This is a genomic window from Achromobacter pestifer (assembly GCF_902859625.1).
GTDB lineage: Bacteria > Pseudomonadota > Gammaproteobacteria > Burkholderiales > Burkholderiaceae_B > Achromobacter > Achromobacter pestifer.
In genome coordinates this window covers 43,319-64,545 of the sequence record NZ_CADIJX010000015.1, presented here as the reverse complement: position 1 = coordinate 64,545, position 21,227 = coordinate 43,319, and the positions used below count along the sequence as shown (strand labels likewise).

Sequence of the window (21,227 nt, the reverse complement as noted above, 5' to 3'; positions counted from 1 at the left end):
TGTTCCCGTCAACCCAACGCCTGAGCCAGGCAGCGCGTCACCGCGGTCCCATGCACCTTGCGATGGTGTTCATCCTTGTCCTGCATGACGCCGGCCAGTTCAGTGGCCAGCAGCGTCTCGTCCAGGCCCGCCAGGCCTTGCTGCGCGATACGCGCGCTCAGCTGAGGCAATAGCCTGGGCGGCCCATCCAACGCGCCAACGACAATGCGCGCCGTGCCCGCCGCCGGGTCGAACCACGCGGCGCAGCTGGCCTCGGCGAATTCGCCGGTCTTGCGGCAGAACTTGTAGTAGCCCCAGCGCGCCTGCGGGCTGGGGCTCGGCAGGTGCACGGCAGCGATCAGCTCGTCTTCGCGCAGCCCGGTGGTGTAGGCGCCTTGCATGTAGCCGTCAGCGGGCAGCATGCGTACGCCGTCCGGCCCGGCGATCTCAAGCGTCGCCCCCAGGCCCACTACGGTCAGCACCCAGTCGGCAGCCGGATCGGCGTGCGCCAGGCTGCCGCCCAGCGTGCCCCGATTGCGGATGGCGCGATACGCGATGCCCGGCGCCACCTGTTGCAGCGGCGTGCCGCGCAGCAACTCGTGCACGCCGTCCTCGATCTCGGCGTGCGTCACGGCCGCGCCCACGCGCAGCATGCCGTCCTGCCGCGTGACGGTGCGCAACTCGGACAGACCCGAAATGTCGATCACGAACGGCGGGCGTGCCAGCCGCAGGTTCAGCATCGGTCCCAGCGACTGGCCGCCTGCCATCAGCTTGGCGCGGCCTTCGTGCTGGCGCAGCGCCTGCAACGCTTCTTGCAACGTCCCCGGGCGGGTGTACTCGAATGCGGCCGCCTTCATGCCGTCACCTCTGCGACAGCCGGTTGAACCGTTTGCTTGCCCTGCGCGATGGCCGCCAGCACCCGCGTCGGTGACAAGGGCGTGCGCAACAATTCGGCCGCGCCTAGCGGTCGCAGCGCATCGTTGACTGCGTTGAACAACACGGCTGGCGGCGCGATGGCGCCGCCCTCGCCCATGCCCTTGGCGCCGAATTCGGTATGCGGGGACGGTGTCTCGAAATGATGCAGGCGCATGTTGGGGACTTCGGTGGCGCCGGGCAGCATGTAATCCGCCAGGGTCGACGCCAGCGGCTGGCCGTTCTCGTCGTAGGGAGTCTCTTCATAGAATGCGGTGCCGATGCCCTGGGCCACGCCACCGATGGTTTGCCCTTCGACCACCATGGGGTTGATCATGGTCCCGCAATCCTCGACCACGACATAATCCAGGATCTCGACGCCGCCGGTCCCCGGATCGACCGCCACCACCGCTGCATGGGTGGCGTAGGTGAAGCAGCCGGTGTCGACCTTGGGCTTGTAGCCCACGGTCACTTCCAGGCCGCTGGGGTCCACGTCAGGCGGCAACAGTTGCGGCCGCAGATACCAGGCGTCCGCCACATCCTTGACGGACACCGACTTGCCGTCAGCTTCCAGACGATCCGCATTCCACGCCACGCTGGCGGGATCAGCCTGCAACAGATGCGCGCCGATATGCGTCAGCCTGGGCAGCAAGCGCTTACAGGCCTGCGACACCGCCCCGCCCGACATCACCAGCGAACGCGAAGCGTAGGTGCCGGTGGAGAACGGGGTTTGCCCGGTATCGCCGTGCAGCAGCTTGATGCTGCCCACGTCGACGCCCAGGATCTCGTTGGCGATCTGGGCGAAGGTGGTTTCCATGCCCTGGCCGTGCGAATGCACACCCACCCGCAACTCCAGTCCGCCATCCGGCGTGACGCGCGCGGTGGCCTGGTCGAACCCGGGAATCACGGGTGTGCCCCAGGCGGCGAATACGGACGTGCCGTGCGCGGCCTGTTCGGTGTAGGTCGCAAGGCCCACGCCGATCAGGCGGCCGTCGGCCTCGCCCTGCCGCTGGCGCTCGCGCACCGCGTCCACGCCGATCATTTCCATGGCCTGTTGCAGGCTGGCCGGATAGTCGCCGCTATCCAGGTGCTTGCCGGTGACGTTGACGAACGGCATCTGCTCGCCCTGCACCAGGTTTTCCTGACGGACTTCCCAAGGCTCGCGGCCGACTTCGCGCGCGATCGCGTCCATCGTCAGTTCCATGGCGAAACACACGCCGGTGCGCGCCACGCCGCGATACGGCACAAAGCCGGGCTTGTTGGTGGCCACCGCCTTCGTGACGCAGCGGTAGCCTTTGAATGCGTAGGGTCCCGGCAGGTTGCCGATGGCCTGACCCGGTTCCAGCCCGATGGTGAACGGCCACACGGAATAGGCGCCGCCGTCGATGGTGATCTTGGCATCCAGCGCCAGCAGCTTGCCGCGACGATCCGCGTAGGCCACCATTTCGTAATGGTGTTCGCGCGAATTGGCGCCCGCGGTCAGGTGTTCGCGGCGGTCCTCGATGAAGCGGAACGGCCGCTTGAAGGTCTTGGCCAACCATGCCACGCACAACTCTTCCTGCTGTAGCACGCACTTGTAGCCAAAGGCACCGCCCACATCCGGCGACACCACCCGAACGCGCCCCTGCTCCAGGTCCAGGCACTGGGCCAGCACGCTGCGGATCATGTGCGGCACCTGCGTGGCGCTGACGACGACCAACTGATCGGCCTGGTGGTCCCAGTACGCCAGCACCGCCTTGCCTTCCATCGGCACCATGCACTGTCGCGCCAGATCAATCTTGCGCCGCACCACCACCTCGGCCTGCGCCGCGTATTCGTCGAACTGCTTGTCGGCGTTGAGCGTGACGAACACGTTGTCGCGCCATTGCTCGTGCAGCAGGTCGCCCTCGGCAGCCTGGGCACTGTCCACGTCCGCATACACCGGCAGGTCGTCGTAATCGACCTCGATCAATTCGGCATGGTCCTCGGCTTCGGCGCGCGTCGGTGCAAACACCATGGCGATGGGTTCTCCGACGAAACGGACCTTGCCCGATGCCAGCGGCGGCTGCGCGGACGCCTGATAGGTGGGCAGCGTCGAATCGGCCACGATGTCGCGCGCGTCGGCCATCGACTGACGCAGAAACACATTGCCCGCGATCTGGTCGGCCACGCGCACCGAAGCGATGCGCGCATGCGCCAGCGGACTGCGCAGGAACGCCACTTCGCTCAACCCGGGCATGGCCATATCGGCCACGAAATTGCCCTTGCCGAGCAGATGGCGCGCATCCTCCTTGCGCGGCACCCGCGCGCCCACTCCTTGCGGCTTGCCCGGCCGACCGTGCGTACTGGCGTGTTCTGTCGTCATGACTTCCCTCTGTCTCCTGAGGATTACTTGGTTTGGGACTGAGCCTTCGCCACGGCAGCGAAGGTGTAGTTATCAAGCGGGCTCTCGGCCACCCGGAACCAACTCGCCTGATCCACCTGAAACTTCTTCCAATCGGGGTAGATCGCCGCGAAGTCCGGATTCTTGGTGGACAGTTCCACCCACAGCTCTTGCGAAGCGTTGTAGGCGGCATCCATGACTTCCTTGGGGAAGAAGTTGACTTTGGCGCCGCCCGCAATCAGTTTGCGCAGCGCGAGCGGGTTGCGCGCGTCGTAGTTGGCAAGCATGCGCATGGTCTGTTCCCCTGCGGCTGCCTCGAATGCCGCCTGGTAGGCCGGGGGCAACGCCTCCCACGCCTTGTCATGCACCATGCTGGTAATGGATGCGCTGCCCTCGAACCAGCCGGGCGAATAATAGAAAGGCGCCACCTTGTTGAAACCCAGCTTCTCGTCGTCGTACGGGCCGATCCATTCCGCGGCGTCAATGGTGCCCTTCTCCAGCGCCGGATAAATATCGCCAGGCGGAATCTGCTGCGGCACGGCGCCCAGTTTGGACAGGACCATGCCGCCGATGCCGCCAATGCGCATGTTCAAGCCCTTCAAATCGGCCAGCGATTTGATCTCTTTGCGATACCAGCCGCCCATCTGCACGCCCACGTTGCCACAGACGTGGTTCACGATGTTGTATTTCTTATAAAGCGCGCGCAGCATCTTCAACCCGCCGCCGGAATGAATCCATGCATTGTGCTGACGCGCGCTCAAGCCGAACGACAGCCCGGTATCAAACGTCAGCGCCGTGTTCTTGCCGATATAGGCCGTGCTCAGCACGTGGTTGCATTCAACCGTTCCGTTGCTGACCGCATCCATGTTCTGCGCCGCCGGCACCAGTTCACCGCCCGGAAATGCGCGGATCTCGAATTTGCCGTCGGTCAATTGAGCCACGCGCTTGCACAGTTCTTCCGCCGAACCGTAGATGGTGTCCAGGCTCTTGGGCCAACTGGTCGACATGCGCCAGCGCACCGCCGGCGCGGACTGCGCGACAGCAGGCATGCCGACCGTGGCGAGGCCAGCGCCGGCAGCGCCAGCGGCTTGTGCGAGGAAACGGCGTCGTTGCATGTAGTGCTCCCGATCTGATTTGATTGAGTCCCCTTGGACCCGCCCCAACCCATGCCAACGCCGCTTTCGCACACCTGAAAAAACGTTAGCACACTGAATTGTTAGTCAGCATACTGACCGTAATTTTGAGTGTCAACAAGGTTAATCCCGACTGCCAAGCGCGCTAAAACCCTGTGTTTCCGGGCGGTTTGAAGAGCGTTGGGGCCGCACGGGCAAGACGTTTTTTTGCCACTCCTTCCATATAGAGGACGTCGATGCGCGGCCGTCGCGGCTGGCGTGCATAATAGGCACGCGCCGCATGCCGCCGACCGCCATCGCGTCGGGGAAATCCCTAGCTCCTGACTTGTTTTTTTGAGCAGTACACTGACCACATTACTCAGCATACTGATTAGAGAGACAATATGAATTGGATCCGCATTGCCTCCACCGACCAACTGACCGACGACGATGAGGTCATTCCCGTCGCTGCCGGCGACAAGCAGCTTGCGCTGTATCGCAGCGACGGCGAATTCTTCGCGTCGGACAACGTCTGTACGCACGCCTACGCGCTGCTGTCCGACGGTTTCCTGGAAGATGGCTGCATCGAATGCCCGCTGCACCAGGCCAAGTTCGATATCCGTACCGGCCAGGCCATGTGCGCGCCGGCAACCAGCGGTGTCCGCGTTTACCCGGTCAAGGTCGAAGGCCAGGACATCTACGCGAATGTGCAGGGTTGATCATGGGTGACGCCGACTCGATCCTGATCATCGGCGCCGGCCAATCCGGCGCGGTGGCCGCCGCCACCCTGCGCGACCTGGGCCATGAAGGCCCCATCACGCTGATTGGCCGCGAAGCACACGCCCCCTACGAACGCCCTCCGCTATCCAAGGCCGTGTTGCAGGCGGCCGAGGCGCATGCGCAGACGGCCGTGCATCCCACCGACTTCTATGAGCAACGGCGCATCACGCTGTTGACCGACGCCGATGTGGTCCGGCTTGATGCTGCCGCGCATCTTGTCCAACTGGCCGATGGGCGTCAACTGAGCTACCACCGCTGCCTGCTTGCCACGGGCGGGCGCGCACGCGAACTGCCCAGCCTGCCTCGCGGCACGCCGGGCGTGCACTACATCAGGACGCTTGATGACGCGGCCGCCTTGCGCGCCGGTCTCACGCCCAATGCGCGCGTTGTCATCATTGGCGGCGGCTTTCTCGGGCTGGAAGTGGCGTCCACCGCACGCGCGCTGGGCGCGGCAGTGACCGTGCTGGAAAGCGCCCGGCGCCTGCTCGAGCGCGTGCTGCCGCCCGCCTTGTCCGACTGGCTGGCCGAACGTGCCCGGCATGCCGGCGTGACGCTACGCCTGGATGCACGCATCGCGCGCAGCACCCGGCAGCCGCATCCGGACGCAAGCGTTCAGCATCAGGCGTGCTTCGCGATCGAATTGCAGGATGGCGCCGTGCTGGACGCCGATGTCGTGGTGGTGGCCATCGGATTGACGCCCGAGGTGGCCCTGGCCGAACAGGCCGGCCTGGCGCTGGACGCCGCCAACGGCGGCATCGTGGTGGATACCCACTGCCGCAGCAGCGATCCCGATCTATATGCCGCGGGCGACTGCGCCAGCCAGCACCGGCGCCACTTGAATACCGCGTTGCGGCTGGAGTCGTGGCAGAACGCCAATCAACAAGCACGCGCCGCCGCCGCCGGCATGCTTGGCCTGCCCGTACCCGGCGAAGCCTATCCCTGGTTCTGGACGGATCAATTCGGGTGCAACGTGCAAATGCTGGGCCTGCCGCAACCTGATCTTTCCTATGCCTGCCGCGGCGTGCCCCAAAGCCAGGCCGACGCGCCCAAATTCATCTGGCTGGGCCACCGTGACGGCGTGCCCGTGCACGCCATCGCCATCAATGCCGGCGGCGACCTGCGCCAATTGCGCGTGCTGTTTGAACAAGGCCTGCGCATCGATCCGCAGCGCTACGCCGACGAAACGGTGGCCCTCAAACCGCTGGTGAAGGCTTGCCAGCAGAATGCCGCCGCCACGTCCTGAATCCATTATTGCCCCGCCTCGACAGGAGCTGTACATGTATCAATCCCAAACCGTCATTGGCCGCACGGTAGCCTCTAAGGACGCTGCGCTGGCCGACTGTGTCTGGCCGGAAGATGCGCTGCACTACATACCCGACTGGGTCTATACCAGCGGCGCCGTCTACGATCAGGAAATAGAGAAAATCTTCCACGGCAAGACCTGGAACTACGTGGCGCTGGAAGCCGAGCTGCCCAATCCGGGCGACTACAAGCGGTCTTATGTGGGACCGACCCCGGTGGTGGTCTCACGCGCCGAAGACGGCTCAGTCAATGTGTTCGAGAACCGCTGCGCGCACCGCGGCGCCGAATTCTGCCGCAACAGCCAGGGCAATGCCCGCGAGTTCGTCTGCCCCTACCACCAGTGGTCATACGATCTGAAAGGCAATCTGCAAGGTATTCCCTTCAAGCGCGGGGTGAACCGCGAAGGCGGCATGCCCAAGGACTTCAAGAACGAAGACCACGGCCTGCGCAAGCTGCACGTGACCACGCGCCATGGCGTGATCTTCGCGTCCTACAGCGCCGAGGTCGAACCCATCGATGAGTACCTGACGCCGGAAATCCTGGCCGACTTCGATACGGTCTTCCCGGGCAAGAAACTCAAGATCCATGGCTACTACCGCAATGAGCTTCCATGCAACTGGAAGATGTATCACGAGAACCTGAAGGACCCCTACCACGCAACCTTGCTGCATTCGTTCCTGGTGGTGTTCGGGTTGCTGGTGGCCGGCAATAAGTCGGCGATGCTTGTTGACTCGGTGCATGGCCGCCACGGCACCATGGCCTCGGCCAAAAGCGAGGACAAGTACGCCACCGTCAGCGAAGAGAACAAAAAGGAAATGCGTTCCTTCCATGACGGTCTGCACCTGCAAGACGACCGCTTCCTGGAATTCGTCAAAGAGTTCGATTCGCCTTGGTCCGTGACGATGCAGACGGTGTGGCCCAACTTGATCGTGCAGCGCGAAATGAACACGCTGGGCGTGCGCCAGATCGTGCCCAACGGGCCCGACAGCATGATCATGCAATGGACCATGTTCGGCTACGAGGACGACACGCCCGAGATGGAACGTCACCGCCTGCGCCAGGGCAACCTGATGGGGCCGGCCGGATTTCTCGGCCTGGAAGACAACGAAGCCATGAAGTTCGTGCAGGAAGGCGTGCGACGCGCCAGCACGGATGTCAATGTGCTGAAGCTGGAATCCGGCAAGCAGGGCACCTCCAATACGCTGATCTCCGAGGCTGCGATCCGCTCGATGTACAGCTACTACCGCAGCGTGATGGGCTTCTAAGGCAGGAACCGAGACCAATGAGAACCCGATTTGAATTCTCCCCCCGCCAGATCGATCTGGCGCGCGCCATTGCGTTGCGCCAGGAGATCGAGGAATTCCACGCCGACTACTGCGCAACGCTGGACGCCGGCCAGGTCGAGGCCTGGCCCGGCTTCTTTACCGAAGACGGCCTGTACCGCGTGACGGCGCGCGAAAACGCCGAACTGGGCTTGCCGGTTGGGCTGGTCTATTCCGAAGGCCGCGCCATGATGCACGACCGCGCCGTGGCCATCTCACGCACCCAGATGTTCGCCCCGCGCTACATGCTGCATCTGGTCAGCAACACCCGCGTCATCAGTGAATCGGCCGAAGGCGAGATCCTCGCCCAGGCGGCTTTCATGCTGATGCAGACCTTGGTGGAAGGCCCCACGACCCTGCATCTGGCCGGCACCTACTACGACCGCTTCACGCGGCAGGATGGCGTGCTGAAGCTGAAGGAACGGCAGGTGGTGTATGACACCACCATCCTGGCCAACGACCTGGTGTATCCCGTGTAGGCAATCGGCGCACCAAGAACAAGGGGTTGCATCCCACGATGCAACCCCTTGTTCTTGGTAAATACCTCTTCTCAACCGTGCGTCGCGCGCACCGCTTCCTCGCGCGTCAGCACCGTTGCGTATTTCTGGCGCATGTCGAACAGGTTGGCCTCGTGCGGTCCAAGGGCGCGGTCGCCCACGCAGTCGGACACCACCAGCGGCCGAAAGCCGTACTGCATGGCGTCCACCACGCTTGCCCGCACGCAGCCGCTGGTGACCGCGCCCGCCACCAGCAGCGTCTGCACCCCGCGTTGCGACAGCCACGCCGCCAGGCTGGTGCCGAAGAAGGCCGAAGGCACGGTCTTGCGCACCACCAGCTCTCCCGCAACCGGCGTCAGTTGCGGAACGATCGCGCTGTTGTGGTCCGCCTCTTTCAACGTCAGCATGCCAGGGACTTTCAGCGTGAAGATGTTGTGGTCGGCGTCATCGTCCGCGAACACGATGCGGCTGTGCGCCACCGGCCAGCCCTGCTTGCGCGCATGCGCCAGCAAGTGCGTTGTCTGCTCGATGGCCGGTGCAATATTGCCCCCGCCAAATACCGCTGGGTCGGCAAAGCCGTTGACCAGATCCACGATCAGCAGACCGTAGGGCGGCTTGGGGGACATCGCCGCGCCAAAACCCTGGCGCTCGTAGGCGGAAATATCGTCATTCATGCGGCGGATTCCTTGTTCGGTGATTGCCGGGGTCGTTGCCGGATCATTGCTTATTCCTGCCGGGCGGTGCCGTCCAGCACCCTGCCCTGGCGCACCACGTCTTCGCCATCCAGCCGAACGGTGCACCCGCGCAACGGAATGTCGATATGGCAGGTGGTGGTGCGGCTGCCGCCCGCCTCGTTGTTCGGCCCTAGCGAAAACAGGAAGTTTCCCTCGTACGCCCGCGCATCCATGCCGATGGTGGCCTCGCGGTCGTACAACCCCAGGGTGGTCCAGTGCGCGCGCGGCTGTAGGCCCCAGCCTATGTGCGATATGGCATAGGCCTCGGGGTCCCGGAATGACGCCACGTATTCGCGCAGCAGTTCCGCGTCGACGCCGCCGTCGATCCGCGTGGCGAAGCCGTTCTCTACCGTCAGTTCGATGGCCGACCGCACGTACAGCTTCTGCGGCAGCAGGATGTCGCCCACGTCGATCACGATCTTGCCGTTGGCGCCGCGTTCGTTCGGCCACGTCAGCACGAAGCCGCTGGGCCAATGGTCCCATCGCCCCGGCTCATCCACGAACCCATATTCACTGATCGCCGGAAATTCACCCAGCGGGCAACGCAGGTCCGTGCCCGCCGCCGACACCACGCTCATCTCTCGGGCGGCGCCGATGCGCGCGGCCGCGGCCTTCACCCGGGTGCGATCCGCTTCGGTGGGCACCAGCCGCGCCAACACCTCGGGCGGCTCCACGGCCAGCAGGATCTTGGTTCCCGTGGCCAGGATTTCGTGCTGCTCAGGCGAGAACAGCAGCGTCATCAAGTCCAGCACCAAGTCGCTTTCCTTCAGCGCCGCAATCGCCGGCTTGTTGCCGGTCAATGGCGTGGTGCCCAGATAGGCCAGCGAATCGCGGCTCAGGGCCTTCTCGCCATTGACGGGCGGCAAGTCCAGGCGGTTGATCACCGCGCCCATCGATTGCGCGGCGATCAACGCCGTCGACAGCGTCTGCGGGTGGGTCGCCGCGCTGGTCAGCACCGTCACGCTCTGGCCGGCTTGCAGTTTGGACAGGGTCAGCACCTGCTGCCAGGCCTTCACCATTTCATAGTCGCTTACAGGCATGATTCTCTCCTTGCCAGAAGGTCCAGGGTCTAGGGTCCGGAAATTCAGGCTCGCACCAGCGGCGCACCCAGGAATTCGCCGAATGCCGCATAGAAGCCTTCCTCGTTGTCCCACGGGATCATGTGGCCCGCCGCGGGCACTCGATGATGTTGCGTGCCCGCCACCAAGCCCGCGATCTCGGCCACGTCCGCATCCAGCACCACATCGCCCTTTTCGGCGGTAATCAGCAGGACCGGCACCTTCAACCGAGGCAGGTCCGCATGGATATCGTCGGTCTGAAACGCCTCGAAGCTCTGGACGATGGCGCGTTCGTCGCAGGTATGCAGCCATTCGGCGCGCAACTGGCGTTGGGCTTCAGTCCAGGTGGGGCAGAAGGCGCGCATCGCGTCGGCGTCCATGCCGTGGCGGGCCTGCGCCATGGAGTCGACGTACCAGGGCAACTTGGCCGGATACGGCCGACGTCCGGGGCCGGACACCGGCGGATCCACCAGGACCAGACGACGCAAGCCGGCGGGTTGGGTTCGGCCTGCGCGCACGCCGATGCGTCCGCCCATGGAATGGCCGACCAGGCTGTAGCGCTCCAATCCCAGCGCCTGCGCAAAAGCCAGCACGTCCGCCGCTTGCGCGTCCAGGCTGTAGTCAAGCGCCGCGCCGGCTTCCGACAGGCCTCGGCCCCGCACGTCCAGAATGTACGTATCGAACGTCTTGCCGAATCGCTCGCCGACGAACCCCCACGTGATCGCCGGGCTGGTGATGCCCGGCACGATCACGACCGCATCGCGGCCTGCCGTGTGGGCGCCTCCGTAGCGCAGGTAGTGTTGGCGTATGCCGTTGGCATGGACGTTGCCGCCATACAGAAAGGTGCTTTCAGGAATCGTGCTCATGGCCGTTTTCCTCAGTAAGCGCCCGACAACAGCGCACCCGCGCCGGGAACGACCGGTTCCAGGTTCAGCGACTTCAGGATGGCGTAGGTCGTGGCCACGGCGGCGGTGATCACCGGCTTGCCCGTCTGGGCCTCGACCTTGGCGATGGCAGGCAGCGAAGGCATTTGCACGCAGGCCGACAGCACGATGGCATCGACATCGCGGGTGTCCATCTGCGCGACAATTTCCGGCAGCCGGGCCGGGTCGTGGCGGCCGACTTCCAGATTGTCCGGAATCTCCAGCGCCCGGTAGTCAACCACCTCATAGCCTTCGTTGCGGATGTAGTCCACCACCAGTTCGGTCAACGGCTTCATGTAGGGGGCCACCACCACGATGCGGCGGGCGCCGATCACCTTCAGGGCATCCACCAGCGCGCCCGCGCTGGTGATCACCGGCGCGTCCGCGCCATTGGCGGCGGTGTGGGCTTGCAGCCGCTTTTCCGACACCCGGTGATAGCCATGGCCCATCGCCATGATCGCCACCAGGCAGGCGTAGCCCAGCACGTCCACCCGCGCGTCGCTCAGCTCGACGGCACAACGGTCGGACTCGCCGTCCATCGCGGCCAGTTCCTCCTTCACCACCTTCTTCATGCGCATGCGGCTGGAATGGAACGTGAAACGTTCCGGACGGATCTGCTGGCGTGCCAGCAGCATCGCGGGTATTTCAGTTTCCATCGTCGTGTTGGAACTGGGCACGATCTGGCCGATACGGAAGGGTCTCTGCATGATTGCTCCTTTTTCCCAGGGATTCAGAGTTTGAACAGACGCTGCGCATTGCCGTGGCAGATCAGCGCGCGGGTCGCGTCGTCCATCGGTGTCTGCTCGATGAATTCGGCCGCCAGCGCGGTCGATTCGTAGGGATAGTCCACCGAGAACATCACCGCCTCGCGGCCCATTTCCGCAATGGCGGCCGTCAGCGTGGGAGGGGAACAGACCCCGGATGTGGTGATCACGATGTTGCTGCCCAGATATTCCGAAGGCGCGCGCAACAGCTTGATGCCATGCGAGTAAACCGCGAAGCGGCTGTCGAAACGCCAGCGCTGGAACGGCAGGCCCTCGCCCATGTGACCCAGAATCAGTTTGACGCCTGGATAACGGTCGAACACGCCGCCAAACAACAAACGCAGTGCATGCGTGGCGGTCTCGACGCCCCAGCCCCAGGACGCGCCCACCAGTTCGGGGTGGCCTGAATAGGCCTGCGGAATCACATAGGGATCCGAGGGGTGCAGATAGATGGGCACATCCAGTTCCTGAACCCGTTCCCAGAACGGGTCATAGGCACGGTCATCGTAGTAGACGCCGTTGGTGTGGCCATTGATCAGGGCGCCCTTGAAACCCAGCTGCTTGACGCAGCGTTCCAATTCCGCCGCGGCGACCTTCGGGTCGTGCATCGGCAACGTGGCAAACCCGCCGTATCGCGTCGGATGCCTGGCGACCTGGCTGACCAGGAAATCATTGTTCTCCTTGGCACGGCCAAGCGCCACCGCCGCATCGGTTTCCGCCTGCACGCCGGGACCGGTCTGCGACAGGATGACGTAGTCGATGCCGGCACGGTCCATTTCACCCAGCCGGACCTCATCGAAATCCACCAGGCGCGCAGCCAGGTCGGCCAGCACGACAGGATCGATATGCTGCGCGAAACTTTTTGAATAATCCTTGAATCCGACCGCGGTGTAGTGCTCCTCAAACGCGATCTTGCGCACTTTGCTCATTCCCCTACTCCCAGTTTGATGGCGCGACGCCAGCCTCGCCACGGCATGTCAGCCTCTATTATCAGTACACTGACTATTAGATCGGAACGACCGGAACTCCTGACGGCAACCTCTCCCATGGGAGGCGGGGCCGTCGCGGCTTCCAAATTTACGTCAGTATACTGACTTTATAATCAGCGTACTGACCAATTAGGGAAACCCCGGGGCTCAAGCAAAGTCCACCTGAAACTCAGGCGGCCAAGGTAGGGATAGACACTAGAGACACTCACCATAATCATCAGTACAGTGAGCATAAGTCGTGCTGACGCCCACTAGCCACCACGACCTTTCCTCTGTGAGAAGCCGATGAACCCTTTGGATCTGGACGTACTGCAACTTGCCCGCGACTGGGTTGCCGCAGGCAGCCGCGTGCACCTGGTGACCGTGGTGCAAACCTGGGGCTCGGCGCCCCGGCAAGCGGGTGCCATGCTGGCCGTGCGCGACGACGGCCGGGTGGTGGGTTCAGTGTCCGGGGGCTGCATCGAGGACGATTTGATTGCGCGCGCCCGCGCCAGCGCGCTTGAGGACTCCCCTGCCCGCCTGACCTACGGCGTCACGCGGGACGAGGCTGCGCGCTTTGGCCTGCCTTGCGGCGGCACGCTACGCCTGATCAGCGAACGGTTGCACGACACGGTGTGGCTGGACCGGGTGCTGGCGTCAATCCGCGACCATCGCCTGATCCAACGCACGGTGGACCTGCTGGATGGCCACACTTCCATTTCCGCCGCCGGTCCTGCGGACGGCCCTGATTTCGACGGCCGGATCTTCCGCAGCGTCTATGGCCCGCGCTGGCGGCTGCTGATCATTGGCGCGAACCAGACCGCGCGCGTGTTGGCGAACATTGCCGCGACCTTGGAATTCCACGTCACGGTGTGCGATCCGCGCGAAGAGTTCTTCGGCGATTGGGACGCTTCCCAAGCCACGTTGCTGACCAGCATGCCCGACGACGCCGTGCTGGAAATCGGCACCGATGAACGCACCGCCATCGTCGCCGTCACGCATGATCCCAAGCTGGACGACATGGCGCTGTTGGAAGCATTGAAGTCCCGTGCCTTCTACGTGGGCGCGCTGGGCTCGCGCGCCAACCAGGAGAAAAGGCGCGAACGGCTGCGGCTGTTTGACTTGGATGACAGCCAGATAGACAGGCTGCACGGCCCGGTGGGTTTGCGCATCGCCAGCAAGACGCCGGCCGAGATCGCCGTGGCGATTGCCGCCGAATTGATCTGGGTGCGCAATACGCTGGGAGACGGGCAAGCTTCTCGCAGCGTGCCCCAGATGAATGCACTGAAGGACTGAAAGCGAAAGGCGGCCGTTGGCGCTGCGCGCCGCCGCCTTTCCGCCTTACATCGGCTTCAGGGTCGTACGGCTGTACTGGTTATTGGCTTCCACCAACGTGGAAAGCAGCTTCATGAAGATTTCCTGGTTGCGCACGGACAAGGGTTCCAGCAAGCGCTGTTGCGCGCGGGCCATGCCTTCCTGCAACAGCCCCATGATGCGCAAGCCTTCCTGAGTGATCACCGCCTGGCGCGAACGCTTATCGGTGGGATTGACCCGGCGCTCGACCAAGCCGCGCTCTTGCAAGCGCTTGACGACGTCGGCGGTGGTGGTGCGGTCCAGCCCCAGTTCCATGCCGATGGCGGTCTGGTCCAGCCAAGGGCTGAGTGACAACGCCGTCAGGACGCCATACTGCACGGGCGTCACGTTCTGCGTCTTGCACTCTTCGTAGAACATGGCGTAGTGGATCTGGTTCAAGCGCCGCACCAGATAGCCGGGGCGCGACCACAGCACCTGCTTGGCCGGATCGAAAATGTGACTCTCTGGCTTCTGCGTTGCGACGCGCTTCTGGGACGTCGTCTTTTTCTGTACATCCGGCACGTTGAGGCAGCTCCAATTAGTTAGTGCACTGAGGATAATACCATCGGCCTCGCCGTGTCGAGCGGCTTGGCGTGGGCGCTTGAGAGAAATCAAAGCTGCAATGCAACAAGCCTCGGCGCCTTAGCGCGGATGGGCCGCCAGGGACGCTTTCAAGGTCTGCACCAACGCCGCCGCAGCCGGCGACAGGCTGCGGTTGCGCGAGGTGACCAAGCCGATTGACCGCTCGGCCACCGGCCCGATGAGCGGACGCTGGACGATGGCGGTCTGCGCGACCGCTCCCGCCGCGATTTCCGGCAAGGCGGCCACGCCGAAACCGCACTCGACCATCGCCACGATCGTCGTCAGGTGCTCGGCTTCAAACGCGGGCGCGAAACGGATGCGATTCTGCAGAAAGGCCCATTCGGTGTATTGGCGCACGCTGCTGGGTTGCACCATCGACACATGCGCCGCCGTGGCGGTGTCGGCCCAACGCAACGGGCCGCGCGTCTTGGCCAGCGGGTGCGACTCAGGGATCAGCAACAGGAAGCTGTCGGACATCAGCGGCACGTAGTGCAAGTCGGCGTGTTGAGGGTCGGCTGCGGTCAGCGCGAAATCCACCTCGCCCGCGCGCACCAGGTCGAAAGCAGGCCCCGACAAGGTGTCGCGTACCTTCAGCGCCACTTGTGGATGTGCCTGGCGGTAGGCCATCAGCACGCGCGGCAGCAAGCGAGCCGCCAATGAAGGCAGCGCGGCAACCGACACTTGGCCCTGCTCCGCGCTGGTGACGCCGCTGACCGCCGCGATCGCGTCACGAAACGCGACCTGCAAGGTGGCCGCCTGCTGCATGAAGACCTCGCCCGCAGCCGTCAGGCGCACGGTGCGCGTCGTGCGGTCGAACAGCCTGACGCCCAAAGCCTCTTCGATGCGTTGGATCTGCGTGGACAACGCCGATTGCGACAGGTGTAGCTGCGCCGCGGCCTGACGGAAGTTGAGCGTGCGGCCCAACACCAACGTGGTATCGATATCGCGCATCGAAAGATTGATCTGCATGTCATCCTGCCCGAGCTTATTGATCTGTTTTATCGATCATTCTATCCAAAAAATCTGATTCATCAATCAAAGCGGCTTCTCTACACTCGCCCCCAACGACGATGCAGAGAAAGGAGCAAACCATGCAGACAGACGCAACAGCCCTGCCCAACCCGGGCGCGGCGCATGCAGTGGTGGTGGGCGGCGGCACGATGGGCGCCGACGTGGCGGTGGTGTTGACCCGCGCGGCCTGCCGCACGACCGTGATCGAATCCAACGCGGAACGCGCGGCCGGCCTGCCCGCCCGCGTCGCAGAAAACCTGAAGACCATTGGCCGTGAAGCCCATGCCTCGCTGCTGGCCACCGCGCCCAGCCTGGACGCCGTGGACTGGTCCACCGTGGACCTGGTGATCGAGTGCATCCCCGAACGCCTGGACATCAAGCAAGCGCTGTTCGCCGACCTGGCGCGGCGTGCCCGCCCGGACGCCATCCTGGCCAGCAATAGCTCCAGCTTCCCGATCAGCGCCATCAGCCAAGGCCTGGATACACGCGGCCGCATGCTCGGCCTGCACTTCTTCATGCCCGCGCATCTGGTGCCGCTGGTGGAAGTGGTGCTGGGCGAAGCCAGCGACAACGCCTGCGCGGAATCGTTGATCGCCTTCATGCGCCGCTGCGGCAGCGTGCCAGTCAAGGTCAAGCAGGACCTGCCAGGCTTCCTGGCCAACCGCTTGCAGCACGCGCTGTCGCGCGAGGCCTTCGATCTGATCGATCGCGGCATCGCCTCGCCAGAAGACGTGGACGCGGCCGTGCGCTTCGGCTTCGGTTTCCGCTTTCTGGCAGCCGGCCCGGTCATGCAGCGCGACCATGCGGGCATCGACGTACACGCCGCCGCGGGCGCCACGATGTACCCCACGTTCTGCAACGCGGACCATCCCGCGCGCTGCCTGACCGAACGCGCCGCCGACGGCCGCCATGGCATGAAAGCGGGCGAAGGCTTCTATGCCTGGACGCCCGAGACCATCGCCGCCGAACGCGCCCGCTATGACCGCTTGCTGCGCGCCGGCCTGGACTTGATCAGCCCCGAACTGCCGGAGATTCAACCGTGAACGCTTCCGCCCTGCCGCGCGCGGCCCTGGCCGATTCCCCGGTCATCATCACCGTGGCGCCCAACGGCGCCTACAAGAAGGCCGCCGACCACCCGGCCGTGCCGCTCACCCCCGCTGACTTGGCGCGGGAAGCCCGCGCCTGCCTGGACGCGGGCGCCGGCATGATGCACATGCATGTGCGCAAGCCCGACGGCAGTCATTTGCTGGACGCGCACGCCTACCGCGAAGCGCTGGCCGCCGTGGACCGCGCCGTGGGCCGCGAACTGCTGGTGCAGGTCACCAGCGAAGCCGCTGGCGTGTACCAGGCGGCGGAACAGATCGCGCTGGTGCGCGAACTGCAACCCGAAGCCGTGTCCATCGGCCTGCGCGAGATCGCCGTGCCGGACATTCCCGAAACGGAACTGGCGGCGTTCCTGGCCTGGCTTGCCGAGCGCCGCATCATGACGCAGATCATTCTTTACGACGAAGGCGATGTCCGGCGCTGGCTGTCCTTGTGCGCGCGCGGCCTGGTGCCGCCGGGTGCGTGGTCGGTGCTGTTCGTGCTGGGCCGCTACAGCGCGGGCCAAACCTCGTCAGCCTATGACCTGCTGCCCTTTCTGTCCGCCTACGACCACTCACTGCCTTGGGCGGTGTGCGCGTTCGGCCCCGAGGAAAACGCCTGCGTCACGACGGCGGCCGCCTTTGGCGGTCACATGCGCGTGGGTTTCGAGAACAACTTGAAACTGCGCGACGGCGGCACGGCGCCGAACAACGCGGCTCTGGTTCGCCAGGCCGCCGAGGGCGCGCGGGCGCTGGGCCGGCCGCAAGCGACGGCGGCCGACGCGCGGCGCATCTACGGCGCCATCGGCTAAATCGCAACGCGACTCAACACCAGGTGCCTGACGCCTACCGGATTGCCATCCGGAAAGCGTCAGGCACCTTTGTATATAGCGCCAAGGCAGGATTGTTTCGCCGTGATGCAACATTGACGCGATGTAAAACCACTGCTAAAAAGTTCGACATCCGCACGTTAAACGCAATGCCCCAACTTTCGCAGTGAGGTGGTGTGTGCAAAACGAGTCTGATGGCTACACCAAGCCTCAGGAACTAAGAAGTTTCCTGTTTCTGACGGCTGTCATGGCCCCCGTTCTTACGGTCATCATCGTGGCGGGCTACGGCTTCATCGTTTGGTTCTATCAGTTGATCGCCGGCCCTCCGGGCAGCTGATGACACCCGACGGAGCCGCCTCCATGCCCACGCTTTCCCCCCTCGCGCCGACCGTGGCGCCTCCAGAGCTGCACATCACCAGCATGGTGGTGCATGCCCTGCCTCAACGCCTTCCCGACGTCCGCGACGCCATTCTGGCGATCGCGGGTTCGGAAATCCATGGCGCGTCCGACACCGGCAAGCTGGTGGTCACGCTGGAAGCGCCCTCCACCGACGACATGATGGCGCGGATCTCCGAGATCCAGCGCCTGGATGGCGTACTGGCTTCGGCGCTGGTGTATCAGCATGCCGATACGCTGGCCGCGATGAATGAGGAGATTGGCGATGCCCATGGCTCGTAGAGACTTCATCAAACAATCCGCGGCTGCTGCCGCCGCCACGGTGGCCGGCATTCCCATCGTCGGCTACACGCAGAACATCGTGACCGAATCCGAGGCGGCCAAGCTGAAATGGTCGAAGGCACCCTGTAGGTTCTGTGGGACCGGCTGCGGCGTGAACGTCGCGGTGAAGGACAACCAGGTCGTGGCCACGCACGGCGATTTCAACGCCGAGGTCAACAAGGGCCTGAACTGCGTGAAGGGCTATTTCCTGTCGAAAATCATGTATGGCAATGACCGGCTGACCACGCCGCTCTTGCGCATGAAAGACGGCAAGTACGCCAAGGACGGCGAATTCGCACCGGTCTCCTGGGACCAGGCCTTCGACGTGATGGCCGAACAATTCAAGCGGGTGCTGAAAGACAAGGGGCCGACGGCGGTAGGCATGTTCGGCTCGGGCCAATGGACGGTCTGGGAGGGCTACGCCGCGCTGAAACTGATGAAGGCCGGCTTCCGGTCCAACAACCTGGACCCGAACGCGCGGCACTGCATGGCCTCGGCGGCCGTGGGCTTCATGCGGACCTTCGGCGCCGACGAACCGATGGGCTGCTACGACGACATCGAGAACGCCGATGCCTTCGTGCTGTGGGGGTCGAACATGGCCGAGATGCACCCCATCCTGTGGACGCGCGTGACCGATCGGCGCTTGTCCGCGCCCAAGACCAAGGTGGCGGTGCTGTCCACGTTCGAGCATCGCTCGTATGAGCTGGCCGACCTGACGCTGACCTTCACGCCCCAGACCGATCTGGCGATCCTGAACTACATCGCCAATTACATCATCGAGACCAAGCGCGTGAACCGCGACTTCGTGGACAAGCACACCGTGTTCCACGAAGGCAACACCGATATCGGCTACGGCCTGCGGCCCGATCACCCCTTGCAAAAGGCCGCCAAGAACGCCGACAAGGCAGGCGGCTCCAAGCCCATCACCTACGACGAGTTTGCCAAGTTCGTCTCGAAGTACGACCTGGAATACACGTCCAAGCTGACCGGCGTGCCGCAGAAGCAGTTGCGGGACCTGGCGGAGCTTTACGCCGACCCGAAAGTGCGCGTGACGTCCTTCTGGACCATGGGCTTCAACCAGCATACGCGCGGCGTGTGGGCCAACAACATGGTCTACAACATCCACCTGCTGACCGGCAAGATATCCACCCCGGGCAACAGCCCGTTCTCGTTGACGGGCCAGCCTTCGGCCTGTGGCACGGCGCGCGAAGTGGGCACGTTTTCGCATCGGCTGCCGGCCGATCTGGTGGTGACCAACCCCAAGCACCGCGCACACGCGGAAGAGATCTGGCAACTGCCCGATGGCACCATTCCCGACAAAGTGGGCGCCCATGCGGTGTTGCAGAACCGCATGCTGAAGGACGGCCAGATCAACGCCTACTGGGTGATGGTCAACAACAATATGCAGGCGGCGGCCAATCTGATGAACGAAGGGCTGCCGGGGTACCGCAACCCCGACAACTTCATCGTGGTGTCGGACGCCTACCCCACCGTCACCACCATTTCCGCCGATTTGATCCTGCCCGCCGCCATGTGGGTGGAAAAGGAAGGCGCCTATGGCAACGCCGAACGGCGCACGCAGTTCTGGCACCAGTTGGTGAATGCGCCGGGCGATGCGCGGTCGGACCTGTGGCAGCTGATGGAGTTCTCCAAGCGCTTCAAGGTAGAGGAAGTCTGGCCCGCCGACTTGCTGGCCAAGAAGCCCGAGTACCGGGGCAAGACCCTGTTCGACGTGCTGTACGCCAACGGCCGCGTCAACAAATTCCCCAATAGCGAACTGAACCCGGAATACGAAAATCAGGAAGCCCGTGCCTTTGGGTTCTATGCGCAAAAGGGACTGTTCGAGGAATACGCCGAGTTCGGCCGTGGCCATGGCCACGACCTGGCGCCTTTTGACACCTACCACGAGGCACGCGGCCTGCGCTGGCCGGTCGTCAATGGCAAGGAGACGCTGTGGCGCTATCGCGAAGGCAGCGATCCCTACGTGAAGGCGGGCGCGGGCTTTGAGTTCTATGGCAATCCGGACGGCCGCGCCGTCATCTACGCCCTGCCGTACGAACCGCCACCCGAATCACCCGACAAGGAATACCCCTTCTGGCTGTCCACCGGCCGGGTGCTTGAGCATTGGCATTCCGGGTCCATGACGCGGCGGGTGCCCGAGCTATACCGGGCGTTTCCCAATGCGGTCTGTTTCATGCATCCCGATGACGCGCAGGCCATGGGCCTGCGACGCGGCGTGGAGGTGGAAATCGTGTCGCGGCGCGGCAAGATGCGCACCCGGCTGGAAACCCGGGGACGCGACAAGCCCCCGCGCGGCCTGGTCTTCGTGCCGTGGTTCGACGCCGGCCAGTTGATCAACAAGGTCACGCTGGACGCCACTGACCCGATCTCGTTCCAGACCGACTTCAAGAAGTGCGCGGTCAAGATCGTCAAGGTCTGAACGGCGCCAGGGAGACAGCCATGAACATACGCGCCGCCGCCATCGCCATCGGCCTACTGCTGAGTTCGGCCGCCTGGGCCGCCCCGCCGCTGGAGGTCGAAGACCCCATGCGCGGACCCACCCCCATCGCCGAGGAAACCGACCCGCCATTGATCAGCCCGATCGAGAACAAGGACATCAAGCGGATGCGCACGTATTCGATGCAGCCGCCCACCATCCCGCACAAGATCGACGGCTATCAGATCGACAAGAACTACAACCGCTGCCTGGCCTGTCATGCACGGGTGAATACCGAGGAAACCCAGGCGCCTCCCTTGAGCGTCACGCACTACATGGACCGCGACAGCAACGTGCTGGCCGAGGTGTCGCCGCGGCGCTATTTCTGTGTGCAATGCCATGTGCCGCAAGCCGAAGCCAAACCGCTGGTGTCCAACACCTATCAGGATATCGACGTGATTCTCAAGCGCCTGACGGCACCTGCGACCGACAAGAAGTAAGG

The 21,227-nt window shown here is 64.1% G+C and carries 21 protein-coding genes; 11 read left to right on the top strand and 10 right to left on the bottom strand.

Going from position 1 to position 21,227, the window contains the following annotated elements:
• Nucleotides 1-8 precede the first annotated feature (8 nt).
• From HV753_RS29790 to HV753_RS29780, 3 genes are read right to left on the bottom strand one after another with little or no spacing between them, the layout of a single operon-like run.
• On the bottom strand, nucleotides 9-836 hold the full coding sequence (locus HV753_RS29790) for an FAD binding domain-containing protein (protein ID WP_175178171.1): 828 nt from the start codon (nucleotides 834-836) through the stop codon (nucleotides 9-11).
• On the bottom strand, nucleotides 833-3,235 hold the full coding sequence (locus HV753_RS29785; protein WP_175178170.1) for a xanthine dehydrogenase family protein molybdopterin-binding subunit: 2,403 nt from the start codon (nucleotides 3,233-3,235) through the stop codon (nucleotides 833-835). The genes HV753_RS29790 and HV753_RS29785 overlap by 4 nt, the downstream gene beginning before the upstream one ends.
• A 23-nt stretch (nucleotides 3,236-3,258) precedes the next feature.
• Complete coding sequence (locus tag HV753_RS29780; protein ID WP_175178169.1) at nucleotides 3,259-4,368, bottom strand: TRAP transporter substrate-binding protein; 1,110 nt, start codon at nucleotides 4,366-4,368, stop codon at nucleotides 3,259-3,261.
• A gap of 401 nt (nucleotides 4,369-4,769) precedes the next feature.
• Between HV753_RS29780 and HV753_RS29775 the strand changes: the two genes are divergently transcribed.
• Genes HV753_RS29775 through HV753_RS29760 form a run of 4 tightly spaced genes read left to right on the top strand, consistent with a single transcriptional unit; the run spans nucleotide 4,770 to nucleotide 8,248 of the window.
• A complete protein-coding gene (locus tag HV753_RS29775; protein ID WP_175178168.1) occupies nucleotides 4,770-5,084 on the top strand; it encodes a non-heme iron oxygenase ferredoxin subunit in 315 nt (104 codons plus the stop codon).
• A gap of 2 nt (nucleotides 5,085-5,086) precedes the next feature.
• Complete coding sequence (locus HV753_RS29770) at nucleotides 5,087-6,388, top strand: NAD(P)/FAD-dependent oxidoreductase (protein ID WP_175178167.1); 1,302 nt, start codon at nucleotides 5,087-5,089, stop codon at nucleotides 6,386-6,388.
• Nucleotides 6,389-6,422: 34 nt separating this feature from the next.
• Nucleotides 6,423-7,712 (top strand): aromatic ring-hydroxylating dioxygenase subunit alpha, encoded by a 1,290-nt coding sequence (locus HV753_RS29765; protein ID WP_175178166.1) that lies wholly within the window; start codon nucleotides 6,423-6,425, stop codon nucleotides 7,710-7,712.
• Nucleotides 7,713-7,729: 17 nt separating this feature from the next.
• Entirely contained in the window at nucleotides 7,730-8,248 is a 519-nt protein-coding gene (locus HV753_RS29760) for an aromatic-ring-hydroxylating dioxygenase subunit beta (RefSeq protein WP_175178165.1), read from the top strand.
• A 71-nt stretch (nucleotides 8,249-8,319) separates the two neighbouring features.
• Here the strand turns inward: HV753_RS29760 and HV753_RS29755 are convergent, their stop codons facing one another.
• From HV753_RS29755 to HV753_RS29735, 5 genes are read right to left on the bottom strand one after another with little or no spacing between them, the layout of a single operon-like run.
• Complete coding sequence (locus HV753_RS29755) at nucleotides 8,320-8,940, bottom strand: N-carbamoylsarcosine amidohydrolase (protein WP_175178164.1); 621 nt, start codon at nucleotides 8,938-8,940, stop codon at nucleotides 8,320-8,322.
• 50 nt (nucleotides 8,941-8,990) lie between these two features.
• Nucleotides 8,991-10,040, bottom strand: coding sequence for a 2,5-dihydroxypyridine 5,6-dioxygenase NicX family protein (locus tag HV753_RS29750; RefSeq protein WP_175178163.1), 1,050 nt, complete (start codon nucleotides 10,038-10,040; stop codon nucleotides 8,991-8,993).
• 44 nt (nucleotides 10,041-10,084) lie between these two features.
• Nucleotides 10,085-10,924, bottom strand: coding sequence for an alpha/beta fold hydrolase (locus HV753_RS29745; RefSeq protein ID WP_175178162.1), 840 nt, complete (start codon nucleotides 10,922-10,924; stop codon nucleotides 10,085-10,087).
• An 11-nt stretch (nucleotides 10,925-10,935) separates the two neighbouring features.
• On the bottom strand, nucleotides 10,936-11,688 hold the full coding sequence (locus HV753_RS29740) for a maleate cis-trans isomerase family protein (protein ID WP_175178161.1): 753 nt from the start codon (nucleotides 11,686-11,688) through the stop codon (nucleotides 10,936-10,938).
• Nucleotides 11,689-11,711: 23 nt separating this feature from the next.
• Entirely contained in the window at nucleotides 11,712-12,674 is a 963-nt protein-coding gene (locus HV753_RS29735; RefSeq protein WP_175178160.1) for an amidohydrolase family protein, read from the bottom strand.
• A gap of 345 nt (nucleotides 12,675-13,019) precedes the next feature.
• Here HV753_RS29735 and HV753_RS29730 point away from each other — a divergent pair, with 345 nt between their 5' ends.
• Nucleotides 13,020-14,009 (top strand): XdhC family protein, encoded by a 990-nt coding sequence (locus HV753_RS29730; protein ID WP_175178159.1) that lies wholly within the window; start codon nucleotides 13,020-13,022, stop codon nucleotides 14,007-14,009.
• Nucleotides 14,010-14,054: 45 nt separating this feature from the next.
• Here HV753_RS29730 and HV753_RS29725 read toward each other — a convergent pair whose 3' ends face one another.
• Together HV753_RS29725 and HV753_RS29720 are read right to left on the bottom strand one after the other, a co-directional pair.
• Nucleotides 14,055-14,522, bottom strand: coding sequence for a MarR family winged helix-turn-helix transcriptional regulator (locus HV753_RS29725; protein ID WP_425485950.1), 468 nt, complete (start codon nucleotides 14,520-14,522; stop codon nucleotides 14,055-14,057).
• A 186-nt stretch (nucleotides 14,523-14,708) separates the two neighbouring features.
• Nucleotides 14,709-15,617 (bottom strand): LysR family transcriptional regulator, encoded by a 909-nt coding sequence (locus HV753_RS29720; protein ID WP_175178157.1) that lies wholly within the window; start codon nucleotides 15,615-15,617, stop codon nucleotides 14,709-14,711.
• 122 nt (nucleotides 15,618-15,739) lie between these two features.
• Here HV753_RS29720 and HV753_RS29715 point away from each other — a divergent pair, with 122 nt between their 5' ends.
• From HV753_RS29715 to HV753_RS29690, 6 genes are all read left to right on the top strand, one after another.
• The gene (locus HV753_RS29715; protein ID WP_175178156.1) at nucleotides 15,740-16,702 is read left to right on the top strand and encodes a 3-hydroxyacyl-CoA dehydrogenase family protein; all 963 of its coding nucleotides are present in this window, start codon (nucleotides 15,740-15,742) and stop codon (nucleotides 16,700-16,702) included.
• A complete protein-coding gene (locus tag HV753_RS29710) occupies nucleotides 16,699-17,553 on the top strand; it encodes a beta-keto acid cleavage family enzyme (protein ID WP_175178155.1) in 855 nt (284 codons plus the stop codon). The genes HV753_RS29715 and HV753_RS29710 overlap by 4 nt, the downstream gene beginning before the upstream one ends.
• A 196-nt stretch (nucleotides 17,554-17,749) precedes the next feature.
• On the top strand, nucleotides 17,750-17,908 hold the full coding sequence (gene napE / locus HV753_RS29705; RefSeq protein ID WP_035212934.1) for a periplasmic nitrate reductase, NapE protein: 159 nt from the start codon (nucleotides 17,750-17,752) through the stop codon (nucleotides 17,906-17,908).
• A 23-nt stretch (nucleotides 17,909-17,931) separates the two neighbouring features.
• Nucleotides 17,932-18,249 carry a chaperone NapD gene (locus HV753_RS29700; protein WP_175178154.1) on the top strand — a complete coding sequence of 106 codons (318 nt, stop codon included), beginning with the start codon at nucleotides 17,932-17,934 and terminating at the stop codon, nucleotides 18,247-18,249.
• Nucleotides 18,233-20,728 carry a periplasmic nitrate reductase subunit alpha gene (napA, locus tag HV753_RS29695; protein WP_175178153.1) on the top strand — a complete coding sequence of 832 codons (2,496 nt, stop codon included), beginning with the start codon at nucleotides 18,233-18,235 and terminating at the stop codon, nucleotides 20,726-20,728. Before HV753_RS29700 ends, napA begins: the two co-directional genes overlap by 17 nt.
• A 20-nt stretch (nucleotides 20,729-20,748) precedes the next feature.
• The gene (locus HV753_RS29690; RefSeq protein WP_175178152.1) at nucleotides 20,749-21,225 is read left to right on the top strand and encodes a nitrate reductase cytochrome c-type subunit; all 477 of its coding nucleotides are present in this window, start codon (nucleotides 20,749-20,751) and stop codon (nucleotides 21,223-21,225) included.
• Nucleotides 21,226-21,227 lie beyond the last annotated feature (2 nt).

Excerpts from the sequence above, each read along its gene's own strand:
- HV753_RS29790 (WP_175178171.1), bottom strand. The coding sequence starts at position 836 with ATGAAGGCGGCCGCATTCGAGTACACCCGCCCGGGGACGTTGCAAGAA.
- HV753_RS29785 (WP_175178170.1), bottom strand. The coding sequence starts at position 3,235 with ATGACGACAGAACACGCCAGTACGCACGGTCGGCCGGGCAAGCCGCAA.
- HV753_RS29780 (WP_175178169.1), bottom strand. The coding sequence starts at position 4,368 with ATGCAACGACGCCGTTTCCTCGCACAAGCCGCTGGCGCTGCCGGCGCT.
- HV753_RS29775 (WP_175178168.1), top strand. The coding sequence starts at position 4,770 with ATGAATTGGATCCGCATTGCCTCCACCGACCAACTGACCGACGACGAT.
- HV753_RS29770 (WP_175178167.1), top strand. The coding sequence starts at position 5,087 with ATGGGTGACGCCGACTCGATCCTGATCATCGGCGCCGGCCAATCCGGC.
- HV753_RS29765 (WP_175178166.1), top strand. The coding sequence starts at position 6,423 with ATGTATCAATCCCAAACCGTCATTGGCCGCACGGTAGCCTCTAAGGAC.
- HV753_RS29760 (WP_175178165.1), top strand. The coding sequence starts at position 7,730 with ATGAGAACCCGATTTGAATTCTCCCCCCGCCAGATCGATCTGGCGCGC.
- HV753_RS29755 (WP_175178164.1), bottom strand. The coding sequence starts at position 8,940 with ATGAATGACGATATTTCCGCCTACGAGCGCCAGGGTTTTGGCGCGGCG.
- HV753_RS29750 (WP_175178163.1), bottom strand. The coding sequence starts at position 10,040 with ATGCCTGTAAGCGACTATGAAATGGTGAAGGCCTGGCAGCAGGTGCTG.
- HV753_RS29745 (WP_175178162.1), bottom strand. The coding sequence starts at position 10,924 with ATGAGCACGATTCCTGAAAGCACCTTTCTGTATGGCGGCAACGTCCAT.
- HV753_RS29740 (WP_175178161.1), bottom strand. The coding sequence starts at position 11,688 with ATGCAGAGACCCTTCCGTATCGGCCAGATCGTGCCCAGTTCCAACACG.
- HV753_RS29735 (WP_175178160.1), bottom strand. The coding sequence starts at position 12,674 with ATGAGCAAAGTGCGCAAGATCGCGTTTGAGGAGCACTACACCGCGGTC.
- HV753_RS29730 (WP_175178159.1), top strand. The coding sequence starts at position 13,020 with ATGAACCCTTTGGATCTGGACGTACTGCAACTTGCCCGCGACTGGGTT.
- HV753_RS29720 (WP_175178157.1), bottom strand. The coding sequence starts at position 15,617 with ATGCAGATCAATCTTTCGATGCGCGATATCGATACCACGTTGGTGTTG.
- HV753_RS29715 (WP_175178156.1), top strand. The coding sequence starts at position 15,740 with ATGCAGACAGACGCAACAGCCCTGCCCAACCCGGGCGCGGCGCATGCA.
- HV753_RS29700 (WP_175178154.1), top strand. The coding sequence starts at position 17,932 with ATGCCCACGCTTTCCCCCCTCGCGCCGACCGTGGCGCCTCCAGAGCTG.
- napA (WP_175178153.1), top strand. The coding sequence starts at position 18,233 with ATGCCCATGGCTCGTAGAGACTTCATCAAACAATCCGCGGCTGCTGCC.
- HV753_RS29690 (WP_175178152.1), top strand. The coding sequence starts at position 20,749 with ATGAACATACGCGCCGCCGCCATCGCCATCGGCCTACTGCTGAGTTCG.